This is a genomic window from Actinomyces howellii (genome assembly GCF_900637165.1).
Lineage (GTDB): Bacteria > Actinomycetota > Actinomycetes > Actinomycetales > Actinomycetaceae > Actinomyces > Actinomyces howellii.
Window position 1 is genome coordinate 3034890 of the sequence record NZ_LR134350.1, and the last position, 20325, is coordinate 3055214.

The following is a 20325-nucleotide window of genomic DNA, read 5'->3' on the forward strand; positions in this document are numbered from 1 at the left end:
ACCGGCGTGGCAGGCTGGGCCGTGATGAGCGAGCACGACCCGACACCCGTCCACCGGCACGCCGGCCCACCCGGCGCCGCCGAGCTCCTCGACGCCCTCGACCCCGACCAGCGGCAGGTCGCCGAGCACCTCGAGGGCGCGCTGTGCGTCCTGGCCGGCGCGGGCACGGGCAAGACCCGGGCCATCACCTACCGCATCGCCCACGGGGTGGCGGTGGGCGCCTACCAACCGGCCCAGGTGCTCGCGGTCACCTTCACCGCCCGTGCCGCGGGGGAGATGCGCTCGCGCCTGAGCGACCTGGGTGTGCACGGCGCCCAGGCCCGCACCTTCCACTCCGCGGCCCTGCGCCAGCTCACCTACTTCTGGCCCACGGCCATCGGCGGGCGTCGACCGGATATCGAGAAGTACAAGGGACGCCTCGTCGGCACCGCCGCCCACCGCCTGGGCCTGTCGACCGACCGCGCCCTCATCCGCGACCTGTCCGCTGAGGTCGAGTGGGCCAAGGTGACCATGACCCTGCCCGAGGACTACGCCGAGGCCGCGGCCGCCCAGCGCCGCGAGGGCGTCGGCGGCCTCGAGCCCGCCACCGTGGCCCGGGTCCTGACGGCCTACGAGGAGGCCAAGACCGAGCGCGGGGTCATCGACTTCGAGGACGTCCTGCTGCTCATGGTGGGCATCCTGCTCGACCGCGAGGACGTCGCCGCGCAGGTGCGCGGGCAGTACAAGCACTTCGTCGTCGACGAGTACCAGGACGTCTCCCCGCTCCAGCAGCGGCTCCTCGACCTGTGGCTGGGCCACAGACGCCAGCTGTGCGTTGTCGGCGACGCCTCCCAGACCATCTACTCCTTCGCCGGAGCCACCCCGGAGTTCCTCACCGGCTTCGCCTCGCGCTACGAGGGCGCCCGCGTCGTGCGGCTCAGCCGCGACTACCGCTCCACCCCCGAGGTGGTGTCGCTGGCCAACCGGGTCCTGTCGCGCTCGCGGCGCGGGGGAGGGGCCCTGGCCCTGCCCGCGGGAGCCGTCGAGCTGGTCGCCCAACGTCCCAGCGGGCCGGCGGTGCGCTTCGAGACCTACGACGACGACGTCGCCGAGGCGGCCGGCGCGGTCGAGCAGGTGCGCCGCCTCATGGCCAGCGGCGTGCCCGTGAGCGAGATCGCGGTGCTGTACCGGACCAACGCCCAGTCCGAGGTCGTCGAGCAGGCGCTGGCCGACGCGGGCATCGGCTACCTCGTGCGGGGAGGGGAGCGTTTCTTCGAGCGTGAGGAGGTCAAGCGGGCCATGGTGCTGCTGCGTGCTGCGGCACGCACCGAACGAGCCAACCTGAGCGGGGACCTCGGGGCGGACACGCGGATGGTCCTGTCCCGGGAGGGCTGGGCGCCCCAGCCCCCGGCCCAGCGCGGTGCGGTGCGCGAGCGCTGGGACTCGCTCAACGCCGTCGTCGAGCTCGCCGACCAGCTCGCCGAGCGCCGCGGGGCCGACCTCGACGGCCTGGTCGGTGAGCTCACCGAGCGGGCCGAGGCGCAGAACGCCCCGACGGTCGCGGGGGTGACGCTGTCCTCCCTGCACGCCGCCAAGGGCCTGGAGTGGGACGCCGTCCTGCTCATCGGGGCCGCCGAGGGGCTCCTGCCGATCTCCTTGGCCGAGGGGCCTGCCGCCGTCGAGGAGGAGCGCAGGCTGCTCTACGTCGGTGTGACCAGGGCACGGGAGCACCTCATCATCTCCTGCGCCCGCGCACGTGCCCCCGGGGGCAGGGCGTCGCGCAGGCCCTCGCGCTTCCTCGACGGGATCTGGCCGGCCGCCCAGGGGAGGGGCGGTCCCCAGCGCCGGGGCGGGGCGACCGGCACCCCCAAGGAGCGGGCCAGGCAGGCCGCTGCGGACTTCGAGGCCGAGGCCGACCCCGCCACCCTCGCCCTGTTCGAGGTCCTACGCGCCTGGAGAGCGGAGGTCGCCGCGCGGGCCTCCCGCCCGGCCTACACGGTCTTCCCCGACTCGACGCTGCGCTCGATCGCCACGGTCAAGCCCACCGTCCTTCCCCAGCTCTCCCTCATCCGCGGCGTGGGGGCCGTCAAGCTCCAGGAGTACGGCGCCGAGGTCCTGCGGCTTGTGCGCGAGCACTCCGAGGGCGCCTGAGCACCGCCGTCCCGGCCCGGCGGCGCGGCTCAGACCATCGCCTCCCGGGTCACCGACCCCGTCGGCGAGGGCGAGCAGGAGGAGGGCACCTGCCCGCACAGGCACTCAGGATGGGGAGGCCAGGTCCGCTCCACACCGAGCGGGTCGGCCGCGCTCACCTCGATGCTGCGTCCCAGCCACGCCTCCTCGGCGCCCACCACCACGTCCGTGGCGCCGCGGGCGGCCAGCGCTGCCGCCTGGTGGATGAGCAGCCGCTCGAGCACCGGCGCACCGAGCAGGCGCAGCTGGGTGGCCACGGCGGGCCAGCAGGGGTCGGCGTCCCGGTCCCACAGGCCCAGGCAGGTCGAGCAGGCGCCGCGCCCGGGCACCAGGAGCGGGCCGACCCGCACGCTCACGTCGCGAGCGAGCACCGGCAGGTGGACGAGGTCGGCCCGGTCGAGCTCACGGGCTCGCACCGGGTCGACGACATGACCCTCGACGCTCACCACGAGGTCGGGCCGGCATCCCAGGGGGGCGCGGGTGGACACCTTGGGCGCGACCCGCGACGTCCACAGCTCCAGGTCCTCGTCGTCGGGCAGGATGGTGCCGACCCCCGCCTCCGCGAGCAGGCCGATGATCGCCTGCGCCAGCCACCCCGCCCCCAGGACCGCCACGACCCCGGAGCGCAGGAGGGTCGTGCGCTCACGTGCGCGAGGGGTCAGCCGGTCCCAGTAGATCTCGTCGGCGCTGGAGGGGGCCGCGTCGTCCTCCGCGAGCGCACCCGCCTCGCGCAGCAGGCCCAGCACCTCGCGAGCCCGCGACATGGGCACCTTGGTCCACCGGGCGGTGCGGTAGACGTCCTCCGCGCTGATGACGGCGGGCAGGTGGTCAAGGAGACGCTGCTCGGCGGGGCTGAGCCCCTCGAGGACGACGGCGTGCCCCGGCTCGGCGCCGACCTGAGTCTGCCCGGGGGCGCGCCACAGGACCGGTGACTGTCCACGGATGCGCATCGCTTCTCCTTCGGCGACGCCCGCGGGAGACAGGGTGCGGGCGCTGAGACGAGCGTGGCACGGCCGCGCAGGCCCGCGCCACGGGAGCACCGAGCCTGTGGAAAACTCCGGTCCGAGGGTGCCTGAGCCCCTCCGGCCGCACGAGTCAGTCGGCGGCCAGCACCGACTCGCAGGTCGTCAGGGCCTGGGTGTCTCCCGAGGCGATCGCCTCGACGGCGGTGACCGCCTCGTCCAGGGTGGACACCGCGGCCACCGTCATGCCCTCGGGGACGTGGCCCTCGACCTCCGCGCAGTTGGAGGCCGGGGCCAGGAAGTAGTCGCTGCCGGCCTCGGCCGCACCGGCCATCTTCTGCCGGATCCCGCCGATGGCCCCGACCTGGCCGTCGAAGGAGATCGAACCGGTGCCCGCGATGTCCTGCCCGCCGGTCATGTCGCCGGGGGTGAGCTCGTCGATGATCCCCAGGGCGAACATCATCCCGGCGCTCGGGCCGCCGACGTCGGACAGGGCGACCTCGGCATCGATGTCGGAGTCGGCGCTGGCCGACAGGTAGACGCCCAGCAGGGAGCCCTCGGAGTCGGCCTGCCCGTCACCGTCCTGGTCCTGGGGCGCCAGCGTCGTCAGCCCGACGTCAACGGCATGCCCGTCGCGGGTCACGCCGAGGGTGACCGGCGTCCCCGCCGGGATGGTCGTGAGGAGCTCACGCAGCTCGGTGTAGGTCGTGATCGTCGTCGTCGTTCCCCCCTCGGGAGTGATCGACTCCAGGACGTCCCCCTCGGCCAGCGACGTCGAGGTCTGCTCCTGGGAGACGCCGGCGACGGTGAGGACCATCCGCGTGGCCAGCCCGGACTCCATGAGCGCGGCGACCACCGCGGCGTCCTGGGAGCTGGTCATCTGGGCCTGGCCCTCCTGCTCGACCTCCTCCTGGCTCAGCGAGTCGGGGCAGACCTCGTCACGGTCCAGGACCGCCTTGTCGTCGTCGAGCCAGGCGTCCACGAGCATGAAGAAGGTGACCGGGTGCCCGGGGCAGCCCGAGACCGACACGGTCGTCATGCGCAGGGCCCCACCCGCCGGGTAGGACTCCGCTCCAGAGACGGTGAGGACCTCCTGGCCCTCAGGGGTCTGGGACAGGACGTTCCAGGTCGGCCCGGGAGCCTCGATCACCTTGTTGATCGGCACCGTCGCACCCGCCACGACGAGCCCGACAGCCGCTATGGCGCCGACTACCGCCAGGATGAGGGCGCGCGGCCTGGGCCGTCGCCCGCCGCTCGATCCGCCGGAGAGGTGGTCGGGTGAGATGCCGTGCTCAGTCACGCCACCATGATGGCCCGTGAGCGGGCCGACCGCTGGGAGCCCGCTGGTGCGACGCGACACGCCCCGGGCGCAGGTCCCTCATGGCCCCCGCTCAGGAATGGGTGGGAGTATCGCGGTGTTGGCACCGCAGGCGGCTCCGTGCCGCCAGACGCACGATCGACAGGACATCGGCAGGACTGAGAGGAATGCGATGAGCGAGGACCCCTTCGACGAGCTCGAGGCGATGCTCGCCTCCCTGTTCGGGCCCGACACCGCCCGCGACGCCGTCGCGGCCCTGCGGGCATCTGGCCTCGAGGCGGACCAGCTCGCCCGGATGCCCGGGATGGAGGACCTCGGCTCGCTCAGCCCCGGCCAGCTCATGGCCCTCCAGGCGCAGATGCGGCAGATGCTCGACCCCTCCCAGGGCGCCAACTGGACGATGGGCCAGGAGCTCGCGCTGCGCACGGTGCGCTCGGGGGGCGACCCCGCGGTGACCGCGGGACAGGCCGAGGCGACACGCCAGGCCCTCCAGGTGGCCGACCTGTGGCTCGACACCGCCACCGAGCTCATGCCTGCACCGGGGCAGCGCACCGCCTGGTCACGATCGGACTGGGTCGAGCAGACCCTGCCGGTGTGGAAGGACGTGTGCGCCCCCGTGGCGGACGCGGCGACCTCCGCCCTGGCCGGCGCCCTCGAGCGCCAGATGCGCGAGGCCCCGCAGGTCGTGGTCGGCGAGGACTCCGCCGAGGACCAGGTGGGGGCGCTGTCGCACGTCATGCGCTCGCTGGCGGGTACGGCCTTCGGCCTGCAGGTCGGCCACGCCATCGGCGAGCTCGCGGCGCAGTCGGTGGGGGCCACCGACGTCGGGCTGCCGCTCACGCGGGATCCCGGCACCTCCCTCGTGCCGGCCAACGTCGAGGCCTTCGCCGAGGGCCTGGAGGTCGACACCGACCAGGTGCGGATGTTCCTGGCGGTGCGTGAGGCAGCAGCCGCCCGGCTCTACGCCCACGTGCCATGGCTGCGCAGCCAGCTGCTGGGGGCCGTCGAGGCCTACGCCCGCGGCATCACGATCGACGTCGAGGCGGTGGAGGAGGCCGTCGCCCAGGTCGACGCCAACGACCCCGAGGCGCTCCGCGCCGCGCTGGAGTCCGGGATGTTCGCCCCCCAGGAGACCCCTGCGCAGACCGAGGCCCTCGAGGCCCTCGAGACGCTGCTCGCCCTCGTCGAGGGGTGGGTGGAGGTCATCACCGCCCGCGCCACCGCGCCGCACCTTCCCCAGGCGATGGCCCTGCGGGAGATGGTGCGACGTCAACGGGTCCAGGGCGGGCCGGCGGAGAAGGTCTTCGCCCGGCTCCTCGGCATGGAGTTCCGGCCCCGACGGGTCAGGGAGGCCGCGCGCCTGTGGGAGCTGCTCGGGGCGGAGCTGGGCGACGCGGGGCGCGACGCCTTCTGGGAGCACCCCGACGTCATGCCCGCCCCCGCCGAGCTGGCCGCGCCCGAGGACTTCCTCACCCTGCGCCGCGCCGCCCAGGACATGGACTCCCAGATCGACGCCGATCTCGCCTCGCTCCTTGACGGGACGCTCGGGTACGCCGACGGCGCCAAGGAGGCTGACGACGGTGGTGAGGAGACCGAGGAGGAATGAGCGTGCCCGGAACCGGCTGCGGCGCAGGCCGGTCGGGACCTGGTCTCAGATCAGGGTGGCGCGCAGCGCCTCGATGAGTCCGGGCACGAGGTCGGCGCCGGTGACGACCGACGCGGCGGTGTCGAGACGCCGTGAGCGCACGGCGCACCAGGACTCCCCGGAGCGCAGCACGCCGACGACGAGGCGCATGTCCTGACGGTCCGGGTGCCCTGCGAGACGGGCCAGGTGCTCGTGAGGGTCGCTCGTGCCTGGCGCCTCCTGGGCGTCGGCGGGCACGACGATCTGCTCGGCGGACAGCGCGACGCCGTCGACCGTCTCCGGCCAGGCGAGCTGCCCGAGGAGGTCCTCAAGATCGCAGGCGGCGGGCAGGTCCTCCTGCTCGACAGCCGTCAGGGCGTGGGGGTCGGCACGGGCCTCGGCCAGTGCCTCCGGCGTGAGCGACCGCTCCAGCCCCGGGTCGGCCCGCAGCGCGTCGGCCGTGCGCACGAGGGCGAAGACCCGCACCGGGGCGTCCCACCCTGAGCGGGCGACGTGGGACTCGATCTCGACGACGGCGCGGGCCAGGGCGGGGGCACCGGCGCCGGACGCCGTCCGGGAGCCGGCGGGGTCGGCCTCCGGCGGGACCTGGAAGTCGTCACGGGTACTCGGGTCGGTCATGGGCCCATCATCGCACCAGGGCGCCGGGGCGCCGGGGCGCCAGGGTGCCAGGCACCAGAGCCCCGGGTCCGAGCCGGGACCGGCCGGACGGGGCCGTGCGGGCGGCCGACAGGGTTTTGTGGGCCCGGTGGGACCTGTGGGACGATTGCGGCGATCGGCGCACGGAGCGCCGGCGACCCGGTGCGCGCACCGCGCGCACGCCCGAGCGACACGGAGCGTGACTGTGAGCAGCTGGCCCGACGACGAGCCCACTGACGAGCCCACTGAGCCCACCGGGCCCACCGAGCCCACCGGGCCCACCGACAAGCCGACCGGCGAGCCCGATGACTCCGGTGGTGCGGCGGGCGCCGCCGACGCCTCCGCCGGGTCCCAGGACGCCCGCTCCCCGCGGGGAACGCAGGGACCCAGCCGGGAGGACCGCGTCCGCGGCGGCTTCTTCCAGAGCGACAGCCTCGGCACAGCCCCCCGCGACGGTGCAGGCCACGGTGCCGGCGACGAAGACGGTGCCGGCCACGGTGCCGGCGGTACCCGCTCCGAGTCGGGCGGCTCCGGGCGGTCCGGTTCCGAGGGGCGTGCGTCCTCCCGGTCGGACTCCGCCCCGCAGGGCTCGGGTTCCTCCGCCTCCTCCGCGGCACGCGACCCGCGCGCGAAGGGCTCCGGCTCCCACGGGGCGCGCCAGTCGCCGGGCGAGGACGGCTCGGCGCAGCGCGGCTTCGACCCCGCGGCTCTGTTCGGCCTGGGAGGCGCCCGCTCACCCTTCGGGACCCGGGCCTCCAAGGCAGGGGCCGAGCGACCCGGTCGCGGCGGGGCCGGCGGGGGCGGAGGCCGCGGTGCCTCGACCACGGGGGAGGGGCGCTCGAGGCCGGGTCCACTGGCCATGACCATCGGCGTGCTCCTCGCCGTGGGTGCGGTCCTTGTCTTCCTGTCCCAGACGTGGACCGAGGTCCTGTGGTTCGACCAGCTCGGTTACTCCCGGGTCATCTGGACGCAGTGGATCGCCGCGGGCGTGCTGTTCGTCGTCGGCTTCCTGGTCGCCTTCGGGGCGATCCTCGCGGCGATGACCGGTGCGTACCGGAAGCGGGAGATCAGCCTGCCCCAGGACGAGGCGGCCCGGAACCTCGAGGGGTACCGCACGGCGGTGGAGCCGCTGCGCCGGACCCTGACCTGGGCGGTTCCGGCACTGCTGGGCGTCCTGGGATCGGCCTGGGAGCTCGCCCCGCACTGGAGGGCGGTGCTCCTGGCGGTCCACGCCCAGTCCTTCGGCATCAAGGACCCCCAGTTCGGGCTGGACGTGTCCTTCTACGTCTTCATCCTCCCGGTGCTCCAGGTCGTCGTGTCCTTCCTGTCGCGCGTCGTCGTCTTCGCGGGCCTGGCCAGTCTCGTCGTGCACTACCTCTACGGCGGGGTCTCGGTGTCCCGTGCACCCCACTTCACCCGAGCCGCCCGGGTCCACCTGGCCGTCTTCCTGGCGGGCTTCGCCCTGCTCCAGGGAATCGCGTACTGGCTGGGTCGCTACTCGGCGCTCTACGCCTCCAACACGAAGTTCGACGGCGCGGGCTACACCGACATCAACGCCGTCGTGCCCGCCAACGCGATCCTCGCTGCGATCTCGGTGGTCGTGGCCGCGATGTTCCTCGTCTCCCTGCGGTCGAGCTCGTGGAAGCTGCCCGTGACCGGGGTGGCGGTCATGATCGTCTCGGCGCTGCTCATCGGCACCGCCTACCCGGCCGTCGTCCAGAAGTTCGTCGTCGACCCCAACGCCCAGCGTGAGGAGGCGGTCTACATCGACCGCAACATCCAGGCGACGCTGGCCGCCTACGGCCTGGACGGCGTCGAGACCACCGCCTACGACGCCAAGACCGACACCGAGGCGGGCCAGCTCCAGGCAGACGCGGAGTCGACCACCTCGATCCGCCTGCTCGACCCCAACGTCGTGTCCCCGACCTTCCGTCAGCTCCAGCAGAACAAGCAGTACTACACCTTCGCGTCCTCGCTCAACGTCGACCGCTACCAGGTCGAGCAGCAGTCGCGTGACACGGTCATCGCGGTGCGCGAGCTCAACCTCGACGGCACCGCCCAGTCGACCTGGATCAACGACCACACCGTGTACACCCACGGCTACGGCGTCGTGACCGCCTACGGCAACACGGTGGCCTCGGGCGGGTTCCCCTCCTTCTGGGAGGGGGGCATCCCCTCCAGCGGTGACCTGGGCGAGTACGAGCCGCGGATCTACTTCGGGCAGGCGTCACCTTCCTACTCGATCGTCGGGGGAGACGACGGCGGTACCCCCCGCGAGCTGGACTACCCCGATGACTCGGCCCCCTCGGGCCAGGTCAACACGACCTTCGCCGGCGACGGCGGCCCGGACGTGTCCAACCCGTGGAACCGGCTCATGTACGCCCTGAAGTTCCAGGAGATGAACATCCTGTTCTCCCAAGAGGTGCGGGACGGGTCCCAGATCCTCTACGACCGCAACCCCGCCGAGCGCGTCGCCAAGGTCGCCCCGTGGCTGACCCTGGACGGCAACCCCTACCCGGCCGTGGTCGACGACGACGACGACCCGTCCACCCCCAAGCGCGTCGTGTGGATCGTCGACGGCTACACGACGACGAACAACTACCCCTACGCCCAGCACGAGTCCCTCGAGGACTCGATGAGCGACGCGACCACCGGCGCGACGCTCCTCGGGGCGCCGGAGGAGTCGAACTACGTGCGCAACTCGGTCAAGGCGGTCGTCGACGCCTACGACGGCGAGGTGACCCTCTTCGAGTGGGACGACCAGGACCCGATCCTCAACGCCTGGCAGGATGTCTTCCCGGGGACCGTCACCCCGATGAGCGAGATGAGTGCCGACCTCATGGCCCACATGCGCTACCCCGAGGACCTGTTCAAGGTCCAGCGCACGGTCATGGCCAAGTACCACGTCACCGACCCGGAGGACTTCTACTCCGGCGGCGACTTCTGGAAGGTGCCCGACGACCCGACCCAGCCCGGTGACGAGGCCCAGGCCCCGTACTACCTCACCTTGCAGATGCCCGGGCAGGACCAGGCGAGCTTCTCCCTGTCGAGCGTCTACATCATCGGCGGAAACACCGACCGCAACGTGCTCACCGGCTTCCTGGCCGTGGACTCCGAGACGGCCAGCGGCGAGCCCGGGGTGAGGAACCCGAACTACGGCAAGATACGGCTGCTTGAGCTGCCGCGCTCCTCCAACGTCCCCGGCCCGGGACAGGTCCAGGGCATCTTCGACTCCAACACGACGGTGTCCCAGACCCTCAACCTGCTCAGCCAGCAGGGCTCGGAGGTCATCAAGGGCAATCTGCTGACCCTCCCGGTGGGCGGCGGGCTGCTCTACGTCCAGCCCGTGTACGTCCAGGGCTCGACCGGCACGCAGTACCCCTTGCTGCGCAAGGTGCTTGTCGCCTTCGGTGACCAGGTCGGCTTCGCCGACACCCTCTCCGAGGCGCTCAACCAGGTCTTCGGGGGCCAGTCCGGGGCGACCACCGGGGAGGAGGTCGTCGACGGTGACGCCGGGGCGGCCAACGACACCTCGGATCCCGAGGCGCAGGCGGCGGCGACGGCCGAGGCCACCGCCGAGGCCACAGCGGCGGCGACACCGGAGCCCACGACGGCGCCGACCTCTGGCGCGACCGCCCCGACGACCGGGGCCACGGCCGCCCCGACCCCGGGGGCTGCCACAGGCGATCCGAAGGCGGACCTGGACACCGCCCTGGCCGATGCCCAGCAGGCCAGGGCCGACGCCGACGAGGCGATGAAGAACGGCGACTGGGCCGCTTACGGGGAGGCCCAGAGCCGCCTCGACGACGCCCTGAGCCGCGCCGTCGACGCCCAGCAGCGCATGGGCGGCTGAGGCGGCCCAGGCGCCTGAGGCCCGGATCCTGGCGCCGGCCCCCCGGGGATCCCCGGGGGGCCGGCGGTCCCTCGGGGCCTCGGCGGGTCCGGTCCTGCCCGGACGAGCCGCGGCGTGTGAGCCGTGAGACGTCCGCCCATCGTGGCTCACACGCCGGTGAGCAAGGGCACGCTCGGTCGGCTTGAGGGCGGCGGTGAGCAGGGCTAGTGTTGTCCTCGCCGACGCGGGGTGGAGCAGTTCGGTAGCTCGCCGGGCTCATAACCCGGAGGTCGCAGGTTCGAATCCTGTCCCCGCTACGAGACCGGAGGCCCCGGCACCAGCAGGTGCCGGGGCCTTCCGCGTGCCCGGCACGTCCGGGACCGGCACGCCTGTTCGTGTTCGGCCGACGGGAATAGGCTGTCCTCCAGCCCGCTTTCACCGAACAGGAGGACACCGATGTCCGCCGTCGAGACACCCGTCACGACCCCTGCCGGGGCGGCCACGCGCATCGAGAACGCGGGCCTGGACGTCATCGCCGAGTCAGAGCGCAAGGGTCGTCCACGCGACCTGTTCATGCCCTGGTTCGCCGCCAACATCTCGGTGCTCGGCCTGTCCTGGGGCTCGTGGGTGCTCGGCTTCGGCCTGTCCTTCGTCCAGGCGGTGGCCGCCTCGGTCATCGGCGTCGTCGCCTCCTTCGGGCTGTGCGGTGTCATCGCGGTCCTGGGCAAGCGCGGCTCGGCCCCCACCCTGGCACTGTCACGGGCCGCCTTCGGGTACAACGGCAACCGCCTGAGCGCGGCGATCTCGTGGATCCTGACCGTGGGGTGGGAGACCGTCCTGTGCGTGCTGGCCACGCTCGCCTCGGCCACGGTCCTGACCGCCCTGGGATGGGACAACGAGGTCGGCGCGCAGGTGGTCGGCTTCGTGCTGACCGTCACGCTGGCCGCCTCGGCCGGGATCCTGGGCTTCGAGGCCATCATGAGGGTCCAGACCTGGATCACCTGGGCCACCGCGATCCTCACGGTCGTCTACCTCGTCCTCGTCCTGCCCTCGGTCGACTGGGGGGCTGTGACCGCCCTGCCCCCGGGAGACGCCGCCTCCTTCATCGGCGCGCTCGTCATGATCGCCACCGGCTTTGGGCTGGGCTGGGTCAACGCCGCCGCCGACTACTCCCGGTACCTTCCGCGCAGCGCCTCAACCGCCGGCGTCATCGTCTGGACGACCGCCGGGTCGGCGCTTCCCGTCGTCGTCCTCGTCGTGGCCGGCCTGCTGCTCGTGGGCTCGGACGCCAGCCTGGGCGCGGCCATCGACGCCGACCCCATCGGGGCGCTCACGACGGTGCTGCCGACCTGGTTCCTCGTCCCCTTCGCCCTCGTGGCCATCCTGGGGATCGTCGGGGGCATCATCATGGACCTGTACTCCTCGGGCCTGTCCCTCCTGGCCACGGGCCTGCCCGTCAAGAGGCACGTCGCCACGGCGGTGGACGCCACCATCATGACCGTGGGCACGATCGCGGTGGTCTTCCTCGCCCACGACTTCCTCACCCCCTTCATGGGCTTCCTCACCACCCTGGGGGTGGTCATCGCCGCCTGGGCAGGAGTCATGATCGCCGAGGTCCTCCTGCGTCAGCGCGACTACGACGAGCCCGCCCTGTTCACCCCCGACGGCGTGTACGGCTCGGTCAACTGGGAGGCGGTCGTGCTCGTCGTCCTCGGATCGCTCCTGGGATGGGGCCTCGTCGTCAACTCCTCGGCCTCGTGGCTGGCCTGGCAGGGTTACCTCCTCGGCCCGCTGGGCGGGCGCGAGGGCACGTGGGCGTGGGCCAACCTCGGCGTGCTCGTCTCCCTGCTCGTGGGGCTCCTGGGGCACCTGCTCCTGGGGCGTCGGCGCGTGGCGGTGCAGGAGGGGCGCGCGTGACCGGCCTGCCGGTGCCCGACGGCATCTCCCCGGCCCTGCTGGCTGCGCTCACCGAGTCCGCAGGCTCAGCCGGTCCCGGCCCCGCCCTCGAGGCCGCCCACCAGATCGCCCGGCGCACCGGTACCGCCCGGCACGACCTGCTCGTCGTCCTGGGATCCGGGGCGCACAGCGCGCTCGAGGGCTGGGGTGAGCCGCAGACGTCCTTCCCGCTGTCGGACCTTCCTGGGGTCCTGGCCCCGGTGGCCCCGGGGCACCGCGACCTCCTGGCCTCCTACCGCCGCGCCGTGGGCGCCGCGGGCCGCGAGCTCGGCGTGCTCGTCGCCTACGGGCGCACCCACCTCTACGAGGGGCACGGCCCGGGACCGGTCGTCGCCCTGGCTCGTGCCGCGGCGGCCGCCGGCGTCCGCGCCGCCGCCCTGGTCAACGCCAGCGGCTGCCTGCGCGACTGGGCGATCGGCGAGGTCATGACCGTCACCGACCACGTCAACCTCTCGGGAGCCTCACCCTTCGACGGGACGGTCTTCACTGACCTGCGCGGCACGTGGGACGCCGAGCTCGTCGAGGCGCTGGCGGGGCCCACCGCACGCCGCGGCACCTACGCGATGCTCCGAGGTCCGGAGTACCAGACGACGGCCGAGACCCGGATGCTCGCCGGCCTGGGGGTCGACTGCGTCGGCATGTCCACCGTGCTTGAGGCGATCGCCCTGCACCAGCTGGGAGTGCGGGTCTGCGGGCTGTCGGTGGTGAGCGACCTGTCCTTCGCCGACAGCCAGACCGACCCCGGCGAGGTCGTCCGCCTCGCCGCTGCCGCGCACGCCGTCCTGGCCGACGCCGTCGAGGCGGTGCTCGACACTCTGTGAGGTCGGCGCGGCACCCGCCGTCAGTCCTGCCATGATCACTGCCATGAACGGTGACGACCTGCGGGAGACAGCCCACTCAGTTGCTCAGGAGCTTCCTGGCAGCGAGCTGACGCGTCCTTTCGGCCCGGACTGGGACGTCTACAAGGTGCGAGGCAAGGTGTTCGCCCTGCTCACCCGCAGCGCCGGTCCCCAGATGCTCACCGTCAAGGCCGACCCCGAGGACGGTGAGGCCCTGCGACGTCAGTACGCGGACATTGCCCCCGGGTACCACATGAACAAGCGCCACTGGGTGACTCTGACGCCCGGGGAGAGCATCAGCCCCGGGCTCGTGCGTGAGGTCCTCACCATCTCCTACCTCCTCGTCGTCGAAGGGCTGCCGCGTGCCAGGCGTCCGGTGGACCCGGCCGCCTACGCCGAGGCGGCCGGGCTCGCAGGCTGAGCTCGGTCCCGTGGTGCCACGTGTCGCGATCTCGAGGTGCAGGGTGGCCTTGAGAAAGGGTGGCCTTGAGAACCTGAGCGCGACGGCGGCCGCCCGCAGCCCCGCGAGATCGGGACTAATGGCACCTCGAGATCGGGACTAATGGCACCGCGAGATCGGTACTAATGGCACCGCGAGATCGGTACTAATGGCACCTCGAGATCGGGACAAGTGGCACCGCGAGATCGGGGGAAGTGGCACCGTGAGTTCGGGGGAAGTGGTACATCGGGCTGGTCTTCTCGCCGAGCCCCGGCCGTGCGTCCTGCCCGTCTCGTCGTCGACCGGTCATGTGACTGTCGACCGTCTATGTGACAGCGAAAGCCCGGTCGAAAGCTACATGACCGGTCGGGGGAGGCGTGACCGGTCGAGGGTGGTCGGGGTGTGCGGGGACGGGGCGTGTGGTCTGTCAGCCGTGGCGCTCGACCCTGGGCCGGGTCGGGACCGGGCTGGTCAACGTTGGCCAGACCGGGGTCGGGCCGGGGCCGGGTTGGTTGGCGTCGGCCGGGCTGGTCCGGGGTCGGGGCGCGCTCCCCGTGGGTGGGTGGGTGGTTTCAGGTGGTGAGTGCAATGGTGGTGTCGTGTTCTGTTTTCTGCAGGAGCCTGTTGAAGGCTTCTGCGGGTGTGGCCCAGTCTAGGGTCTGGCGGGGGCGGGTGTTGAGGAGGTGCTGGGCCTGTTCGAAGGCGTGGAGGGGGTAGGTCGACAGGTCGGTGCCTTTGGGGAAGAACTCGCGGATCAGGCCGTTGGTGTTCTCGTTGGTTCCTCGTTGCCAGGGGCTGTGGGGGTCGCAGAAGTACACCTCGAGGTTGGTGGCGGTCCTGAAGCGGGCGACCTGGGCCATCTCGCCGCCCTGGTCCCAGGTCAGGGACCGGGCCATGGAGCGGGGCAGGCCCTTGATCATGGTCTCCAGCACCGTGGCCACGGTGGTGGCGGTGTGGTCGGTCAGCAGCGGGGCGATCAGGACCAGGCGGGTGGTGCGTTCGACCAGGGTGATCATCGCGGTGCGGTTGCCCGCGCCCATGACCAGGTCGCCCTCCCAGTGGCCTGGCACGGCCCGGTCGGCGACCTGGGCCGGGCGGGTGCTGATACGCGCGTCGGCCAGCCAGGGCCTGGAGGCCAGGGGCCCGGCCAGGGCCGAGCGTGGCACGCGCCGACTCCGCCCGGTGCGCAGCCTGTAGTGACGGCCCAGCTCGGCGCGCAGCGTCCCTCGGCCCTGGACGTACAGGGACTGGTAGATCGTCTCGTGGCTCACACGAAGATCATCGCGCTCGGGGTGGTCCGCAGCCAGACGGCGGCTGATCTGCTGGGGCGACCACCGCTGTCTCAGGCCCTGGACCACCAGGGCCCGCAGCTGGTCGTTGGAGTCCAGCACACGCGCCTTGGGCCGTGCCCTGGCGGCCCGGGCCTGGGCGTGGCGGGCCTGGGGGTCGTAGGCGGCCCCCGCCGGCAGCGACCTCGCGGCTGACCGTGGAGACAGCCACCCCCAGGAACCGGGCGATCGAGGCCAGGGAATCACCCCTGGCCAGGCCCGCAGCGATCGCGCCGCGCCCCTGAGCCCCCAGACGCCTGCCGTGCCCGGTACCCCGGACCATCACCTCGAACCCGTCCCCCGACCCGCCCCGACCACGCCCAGCAGGCCTGGTCGTCCCGACCATCCCGCCCTCCCTGGCCCCGTGCCGCATCCTCATACCCCACAGCCTGCACCAGTCCGACACCGTGGACTGAGGCACCGAGAAACAAGCCCCCGCCTCGCGAGCCAACCAACCCGACTCGATCAGCTCCCGCACACCATCGCGAACCACACCAGGCCACACCCCACGCACCACAACCAGCCCCTCTCCCAAGCACCACCCATTGCACTCACCACCTGAAACCACCTCACTTCCCCCGATCTCGAGGTGCCATAAGTCCCGATCTCGGTGGAGTGGGGGACCGGGGTCCCGGCTGGCGACCTTGGGTACCCTTGGGGCCATGGCACCTGAGACCAGCACCAGCGCGACGACGCGCACCGAGTCCGACTCCATGGGCACCGTTGAGGTCGCCTCCGACCGCTACTGGGGCGCCCAGACCCAGCGATCCCTGACCAACTTCGACATCGGGCGCGAGACCTTCGTGTGGGGCAGGCCCATGATCAAGGCCCTGGGGGTGCTCAAGAAGTCCGCCGCCCTGGCCAACGCCGAGCTTGGCGAGCTGCCCCGTGACATCGCCGACCTCATCGCCGCCGCCGCCGACGAGGTGATCGCGGGCGAGCTCGACGCCCACTTCCCGCTCGTCGTCTTCCAGACCGGATCGGGCACCCAGTCGAACATGAACTCCAACGAGGTCATCTCCAACCGGGCCATCGAGATGGCCGGCGGGCAGATGGGGTCCAAGGCCCCCGTCCACCCCAATGACCACGTCAACCGGGGCCAGTCCTCCAACGACACCTTCCCCACCGCCATGCACATCGCCGTTGTCGACGAGCTGGCCGCCATGTACCCGCGCATCGCCCGGCTGCGCGACACCCTGGACGCCAAGGCCGCGCAGTACGCCGACGTCGTCATGGTCGGCCGGACCCACCTCCAGGACGCTACCCCCATCACCCTGGGTCAGGTGTTCTCCGGCTGGGTCGCCCAGATCGACTTCGCGCTCGATGGCATCCGCTACGCCGACTCCCGCGCCCGGGAGCTCGCCATCGGCGGAACGGCCGTGGGCACCGGCCTCAACGCCCACCCGGACTTCGGGGCCTTGTGCGCCCGGAGGATCTCCGAGGAGACCGGCATCGAGTTCACCCAGGCGGACAACCTCTTCGCCGCCCTGGGAGCCCACGACGCCCTGGTCCTGGTCTCCGGCGCCCTGCGGGTCCTGGCCGACGCCCTCATGAAGATCGCCAACGACGTGCGCTGGTACGCCTCTGGCCCGCGCAACGGCATTGGCGAGCTCGTCATCCCCGAGAACGAGCCGGGCTCGTCGATCATGCCCGGCAAGGTCAACCCCACCCAGTGCGAGGCGATGACCATGGTCGCGACAAAGGTCTTCGGCAACGACGCGACCGTCGGCTTCGCCGGAAGCCAGGGCAACTTCCAGCTCAACGTCTTCAAGCCGGTCATGGCCTGGTGCGTCCTGGAGTCCATCCAGCTGCTCGGCGACGCCTGCGTGTCCTTCGACGAGAACTGCGCCTACGGGATCGAGCCCAACCTGGAGCGCATCAAGGCGAACCTGGACACCAACCTCATGCAGGTCACGGCTCTCAACCGCCACATCGGCTACGACAAGGCCTCCAAGATCGCCAAGAACGCCCACCACAAGGGCTTGTCCCTACGCGAGTCCGCCCTCGAGCTCGGCTTCGTCACCGATGAGCAGTTCGACGCCTGGGTGGTCCCGGCCGACATGACCCACCCCTCGGCCGCCCAGGACTAGGGTCCGGCCTGCGCCCGCGCCGCGCCGCGCCGCGCCGTGCCGCGCCGTGCCGCGCCGTGCCGCGCAGCGCGCCCGGCACGGGCGCCCTCACGCCCCGTGGTCCTGCTCGCGGACGTCCGGACCGCGCCGCACGACCGGGGTGGTGGCACCGGGACGTCGGAGGCCGGTCAGGACGGGAGGCGTGGACGGATCCAGGAATGACCTGGCGCCCGCGTCGGTTGGTCCGGGGTGGAGGCGACCGGCTCCGTGGTCGTCCCGCTGCCGGCCTTGCGCCGTCGGCCAGCCCCAGCACCCCTGAGGATGAATGAGATGACCAGTCAGACCGGTCCCGACCCCGAGCCCACCAACCCCGTCCTGGCCCTGCTGCGTGAGCGTCGCTCCGTGCGGGTCTTCACCGGTGAGCACGTCCCGGACGAGGACCTCGAGCAGATCCTCCTGGCCACCCGGCAGGCACCGAGCTCGATCAACGCCGAGGGGCTGAGCCTCGTGGTCGTGCGGGACCCGGAGCGGATCCGGGCGGTGGCCGAGGTCGCCGGCGGCCAGCCGCAGGTGGCCGGCGCCGACGTCGTCGTCGTCTTCGTCGTCGACTTCCACCGCACCGAGATGGCGGCCCGGCTCCACAGACGCCAGCAGGTCGTCGAGACCAGCGCCGAGGGAGTGCTCGTGGGTGCCGTCGACGCCGGGATCGCCCTGGCCACCTTCCAGACCGCAGCCCACAGCCTGGGCTACGCGACGACCGCCATCGGGGGCATCCGCAACAACCCCGCAGGCCTCATCGAGCTGCTCGACCTTCCCCGCGGCACCTTCCCCGTCGTGGCCTCGACCCTCGGGGTGGCCGACCCCGCCAGCCTCCCGCGTGTCAAGCCCCGCATGCCGATGGCCTCCTACGCGATGGAGGAGCGCTACGACCCTCAGGCCGTGGCCGACGGCGCCCGCGCCTACGACGAGATCCTGCGCGCGTGGTGGGACGAGCAGGGCATGGCGCAGATGCCGACCTGGTCCCAGGACACCTCGGCGAGGTACTCCACCTACTACTACCCGACCGTGGCCGCCACGATGAGGGCCCAGGGCTTCCGCTTCCTCGACGGTCCGCAGGACGACGACGCAGAGGCTCGCTGAGCCGCGGGTCGCCAGCCGTCCCGCCCGGCCCCGTCTCGGGGCCGGACGGCAGGCCGACCTGTCCTGAGACCACCCCGACAGAACACACGGAGAACAGATGCTCGTCACCGGACTCGTCCTGGCCCTGCTCGCCGCCGGGCTCCACGTGCTCATCTTCTACATGGAGTCCATCGCCTGGGAGGGACCGCTGGCCCGCCGGACCTTCGGCGGCACGCCGCAGGAGGCCCGTCCCCACGCGTTCTACGCCTTCAACCAGGGCTTCTACAACCTGTTCCTGGCGCTCCAGACGATCGTGGGCGTGGTCCTGACGGCGATGGGGCACACGGCGGTCGGTGCCGCCCTCGTGCTGGCCGGCACCGGGTCGATGCTTGCCGCCGCCCTCGTCCTCGCCCTGGCCTCGGCACCCCACCGACCCGCGGCGGTCAAGCAGGGGACCCTCCCGCTCCTGGCCGTGCTCGCCACGGTGGCGGCCCTCCTGGGGGCCTGAGCGTGCAGGCCGAGGGCCCGGTGTTCAGGAGCAGACGCTGACGACGACGCCGGCCGCCCGGAGCCCGTCGAGGGCGGCCTCGGGGGCGTCGGAGGTGACCAGGATCTCGGTGACGTCCTCGACGCCACCGAAGCGGTAGGCGGAGGTCCGGGTCAGCTTGCGGCTCGTCGTCGGCAGGAGGACGCGGCTCGCCGAGGCCATGATCGCGCGCTTGACCGCGGCGTCCTCGCTCTGGGTGGAGCACAGGCCCCAGGTCGGCGAGGCCGCACAGGCCCCCAGGACTGCGGTGTCAGCACGGAACTGCCGCAAGGCGTCGAGGCTCATGACACTCAGGAGGGACAAGGTCTCAGTCTCCACCGTCCCTCCGGGGATGCTGACACGCGTCCCCGGGACCTGCGCGAGCACGGAGGCGGTGCGCAGCGACAGGGCCAGGACGGTCAGGTCCCTGCCTGCGAGGAGCTGGGCGATGAGCTCACAGGTTGATCCCGTGTCGAGGATGAGGCTCTCACCGTCCGCGACGCGAGCAGCCGTGGCCCGGGCCAGGACGCGCTTGGACTCGAGATCCTCCTCGGCCCGCTCCGAGTAGGGGTAGCGGGCGCCCCGATGAGCCGGGAGGCAGGCCCCGCCGTGAACGCGTCGGACGAGCTCGTGCGAGGCGAGCTCGGCAAGGTCACGACGGATGGTGACTGCACTGGCACCGGTCAGACGGGCCAGGGCCTCGACGCTGGTGGGTTCGGTGCGGTTGAGCGAGTGCAGGATGAGACGACGGCGCTCAGCAGGGGCACGGTGGATCGGACCGGTCATGGGCTGCTCCTCGTACAGGTTGTGCAGGTTGTGCGGGCAGCGGTCGCCACAGGCGCCGGGGACGCGAGGTCGTGATCATCTTACTCCGACTCGATCATTCCCAATGATCATATGAACTCCTAACGTTCCTCCTACGGCCTCGCGGTGCGAGGGCGACAGGGGACAAGGACTCAGGAGGGACAATGACCCGCATCGACCACGCCGCCCTGTGGGTGAGCGACCTGGAGGAATCGCGAGACTTCTACAGCGAGTGGTTCGCCGGCACGGCAGGTCCGCGGTACGACAACCCTCGCACCGGCCTGAGCACCTACTTCCTGTCCTTCGACGACGGGGCGCGCCTGGAGCTGATGACGCGCCCGGACGTCACGGGCGGACCGGGTGGGGAGACGTGCGGTTGGGCCCACCTGTCCTTCTGCGTGCCCGACGAGCCCGCCGTCGACGCACTGGCCACTCGCCTGCGGGACAGCGGGGTCGAGGTTGTCGACGGCCCGCGGCGCACAGGTGACGGGTACTACGAGCTGGTCCTGCTCGACCCCGAGGGCAACAGGGTCGAGGTCGTCGCCGAGTGGGGGTGAGCCGCCGCCTCCGGCGGTGCCCGGGCCCGGCCGCCCGATCCCGCGGACCGCGGCGCCCCGGGTCCCGATCGAAGATCCGACCGCGAAACCCCTTGCCGTGACTGGCGTCACGGATAGACTTTCGGT

The 20325-nt window shown here is 72.2% G+C and carries 15 protein-coding genes, 1 tRNA gene and 1 pseudogene; 11 read left to right on the forward strand and 6 right to left on the reverse strand.

Annotation, left to right across the window (positions count from 1 at the left end):
* The first annotated feature begins 24 nt into the window (after positions 1 to 24).
* Positions 25 to 2130: an ATP-dependent helicase gene (locus tag EL245_RS12670; protein ID WP_126383660.1), complete on the forward strand. Its 2106-nt coding sequence runs from the start codon at positions 25 to 27 to the stop codon at positions 2128 to 2130.
* Between the two features lie 29 nt (positions 2131 to 2159).
* On the opposite strand, the gene EL245_RS12675 is transcribed toward EL245_RS12670, so the two are convergent.
* Entirely contained in the window at positions 2160 to 3119 is a 960-nt protein-coding gene (locus tag EL245_RS12675) for a thiamine biosynthesis protein ThiF (protein ID WP_126383661.1), read from the reverse strand.
* A 145-nt stretch (positions 3120 to 3264) separates the two neighbouring features.
* Positions 3265 to 4431, reverse strand: a complete 1167-nt coding sequence (locus EL245_RS12680; protein WP_232009782.1) for a YlbL family protein — start codon at positions 4429 to 4431, stop codon at positions 3265 to 3267.
* A 190-nt stretch (positions 4432 to 4621) separates the two neighbouring features.
* On the opposite strand from EL245_RS12680, the gene EL245_RS12685 reads away from it, so the two are divergent.
* Positions 4622 to 6055, forward strand: a complete 1434-nt coding sequence (locus EL245_RS12685) for a zinc-dependent metalloprotease (RefSeq protein WP_126383665.1) — start codon at positions 4622 to 4624, stop codon at positions 6053 to 6055.
* A 45-nt stretch (positions 6056 to 6100) separates the two neighbouring features.
* On the opposite strand, the gene EL245_RS12690 is transcribed toward EL245_RS12685, so the two are convergent.
* The gene (locus EL245_RS12690) at positions 6101 to 6712 is read right to left on the reverse strand and encodes a PPA1309 family protein (RefSeq protein ID WP_232009783.1); all 612 of its coding nucleotides are present in this window, start codon (positions 6710 to 6712) and stop codon (positions 6101 to 6103) included.
* An 877-nt stretch (positions 6713 to 7589) separates the two neighbouring features.
* Between EL245_RS12690 and EL245_RS12695 the strand changes: the two genes are divergently transcribed.
* The 5 genes from EL245_RS12695 (at position 7590) to EL245_RS12715 (ending at position 13778) form a co-directional block, all read left to right on the forward strand.
* Positions 7590 to 10583 (forward strand): UPF0182 family membrane protein, encoded by a 2994-nt coding sequence (locus EL245_RS12695; RefSeq protein WP_232009963.1) that lies wholly within the window; start codon positions 7590 to 7592, stop codon positions 10581 to 10583.
* Positions 10584 to 10805: 222 nt separating this feature from the next.
* Positions 10806 to 10879: transfer RNA gene (locus tag EL245_RS12700), tRNA-Met, on the forward strand.
* Between the two features lie 139 nt (positions 10880 to 11018).
* Positions 11019 to 12479 carry a purine-cytosine permease family protein gene (locus EL245_RS12705; protein WP_126383669.1) on the forward strand — a complete coding sequence of 487 codons (1461 nt, stop codon included), beginning with the start codon at positions 11019 to 11021 and terminating at the stop codon, positions 12477 to 12479.
* On the forward strand, positions 12476 to 13339 hold the full coding sequence (locus EL245_RS12710) for a phosphorylase family protein (protein WP_126383671.1): 864 nt from the start codon (positions 12476 to 12478) through the stop codon (positions 13337 to 13339). The genes EL245_RS12705 and EL245_RS12710 overlap by 4 nt, the downstream gene beginning before the upstream one ends.
* Before the next feature lie 43 nt (positions 13340 to 13382).
* Entirely contained in the window at positions 13383 to 13778 is a 396-nt protein-coding gene (locus tag EL245_RS12715; protein ID WP_126383673.1) for an MmcQ/YjbR family DNA-binding protein, read from the forward strand.
* A gap of 590 nt (positions 13779 to 14368) precedes the next feature.
* On the opposite strand, the gene EL245_RS12720 is transcribed toward EL245_RS12715, so the two are convergent.
* Positions 14369 to 15331 carry an IS30 family transposase gene (locus EL245_RS12720; RefSeq protein ID WP_164719475.1) on the reverse strand — a complete coding sequence of 321 codons (963 nt, stop codon included), beginning with the start codon at positions 15329 to 15331 and terminating at the stop codon, positions 14369 to 14371.
* Positions 15276 to 15839, reverse strand: a pseudogene (locus EL245_RS14060) (helix-turn-helix domain-containing protein); the annotation flags it as partial. The gene EL245_RS12720 and the pseudogene EL245_RS14060, both read right to left, overlap by 56 nt.
* Here EL245_RS14060 and fumC point away from each other — a divergent pair.
* From fumC to EL245_RS12740, 3 genes are all read left to right on the forward strand, one after another.
* A complete protein-coding gene (fumC, locus tag EL245_RS12730; RefSeq protein ID WP_126383679.1) occupies positions 15787 to 17214 on the forward strand; it encodes a class II fumarate hydratase in 1428 nt (475 codons plus the stop codon). The pseudogene EL245_RS14060 and the gene fumC overlap by 53 nt on opposite strands.
* A gap of 309 nt (positions 17215 to 17523) precedes the next feature.
* Positions 17524 to 18333 carry a nitroreductase family protein gene (locus EL245_RS12735; RefSeq protein ID WP_126383681.1) on the forward strand — a complete coding sequence of 270 codons (810 nt, stop codon included), beginning with the start codon at positions 17524 to 17526 and terminating at the stop codon, positions 18331 to 18333.
* A 97-nt stretch (positions 18334 to 18430) separates the two neighbouring features.
* Positions 18431 to 18820 (forward strand): DUF1304 domain-containing protein, encoded by a 390-nt coding sequence (locus EL245_RS12740; RefSeq protein ID WP_126383683.1) that lies wholly within the window; start codon positions 18431 to 18433, stop codon positions 18818 to 18820.
* A gap of 24 nt (positions 18821 to 18844) precedes the next feature.
* Here EL245_RS12740 and EL245_RS12745 read toward each other — a convergent pair whose 3' ends face one another.
* Positions 18845 to 19624 carry a DeoR/GlpR family DNA-binding transcription regulator gene (locus EL245_RS12745; RefSeq protein WP_232009784.1) on the reverse strand — a complete coding sequence of 260 codons (780 nt, stop codon included), beginning with the start codon at positions 19622 to 19624 and terminating at the stop codon, positions 18845 to 18847.
* Positions 19625 to 19806: 182 nt separating this feature from the next.
* Between EL245_RS12745 and EL245_RS12750 the strand changes: the two genes are divergently transcribed.
* On the forward strand, positions 19807 to 20199 hold the full coding sequence (locus EL245_RS12750; protein WP_126383685.1) for a VOC family protein: 393 nt from the start codon (positions 19807 to 19809) through the stop codon (positions 20197 to 20199).
* The last annotated feature ends 126 nt before the right edge of the window (positions 20200 to 20325 follow it).

Excerpts from the sequence above, each read along its gene's own strand:
- EL245_RS12670 (WP_126383660.1), top strand. The coding sequence starts at position 25 with ATGAGCGAGCACGACCCGACACCCGTCCACCGGCACGCCGGCCCACCC.
- EL245_RS12675 (WP_126383661.1), bottom strand. The coding sequence starts at position 3,119 with ATGCGCATCCGTGGACAGTCACCGGTCCTGTGGCGCGCCCCCGGGCAG.
- EL245_RS12685 (WP_126383665.1), top strand. The coding sequence starts at position 4,622 with ATGAGCGAGGACCCCTTCGACGAGCTCGAGGCGATGCTCGCCTCCCTG.
- EL245_RS12690 (WP_232009783.1), bottom strand. The coding sequence starts at position 6,712 with ATGACCGACCCGAGTACCCGTGACGACTTCCAGGTCCCGCCGGAGGCC.
- EL245_RS12695 (WP_232009963.1), top strand. The coding sequence starts at position 7,590 with ATGACCATCGGCGTGCTCCTCGCCGTGGGTGCGGTCCTTGTCTTCCTG.
- EL245_RS12705 (WP_126383669.1), top strand. The coding sequence starts at position 11,019 with ATGTCCGCCGTCGAGACACCCGTCACGACCCCTGCCGGGGCGGCCACG.
- EL245_RS12715 (WP_126383673.1), top strand. The coding sequence starts at position 13,383 with ATGAACGGTGACGACCTGCGGGAGACAGCCCACTCAGTTGCTCAGGAG.
- fumC (WP_126383679.1), top strand. The coding sequence starts at position 15,787 with ATGGCACCTGAGACCAGCACCAGCGCGACGACGCGCACCGAGTCCGAC.
- EL245_RS12735 (WP_126383681.1), top strand. The coding sequence starts at position 17,524 with ATGACCAGTCAGACCGGTCCCGACCCCGAGCCCACCAACCCCGTCCTG.
- EL245_RS12740 (WP_126383683.1), top strand. The coding sequence starts at position 18,431 with ATGCTCGTCACCGGACTCGTCCTGGCCCTGCTCGCCGCCGGGCTCCAC.
- EL245_RS12745 (WP_232009784.1), bottom strand. The coding sequence starts at position 19,624 with ATGACCGGTCCGATCCACCGTGCCCCTGCTGAGCGCCGTCGTCTCATC.
- EL245_RS12750 (WP_126383685.1), top strand. The coding sequence starts at position 19,807 with ATGACCCGCATCGACCACGCCGCCCTGTGGGTGAGCGACCTGGAGGAA.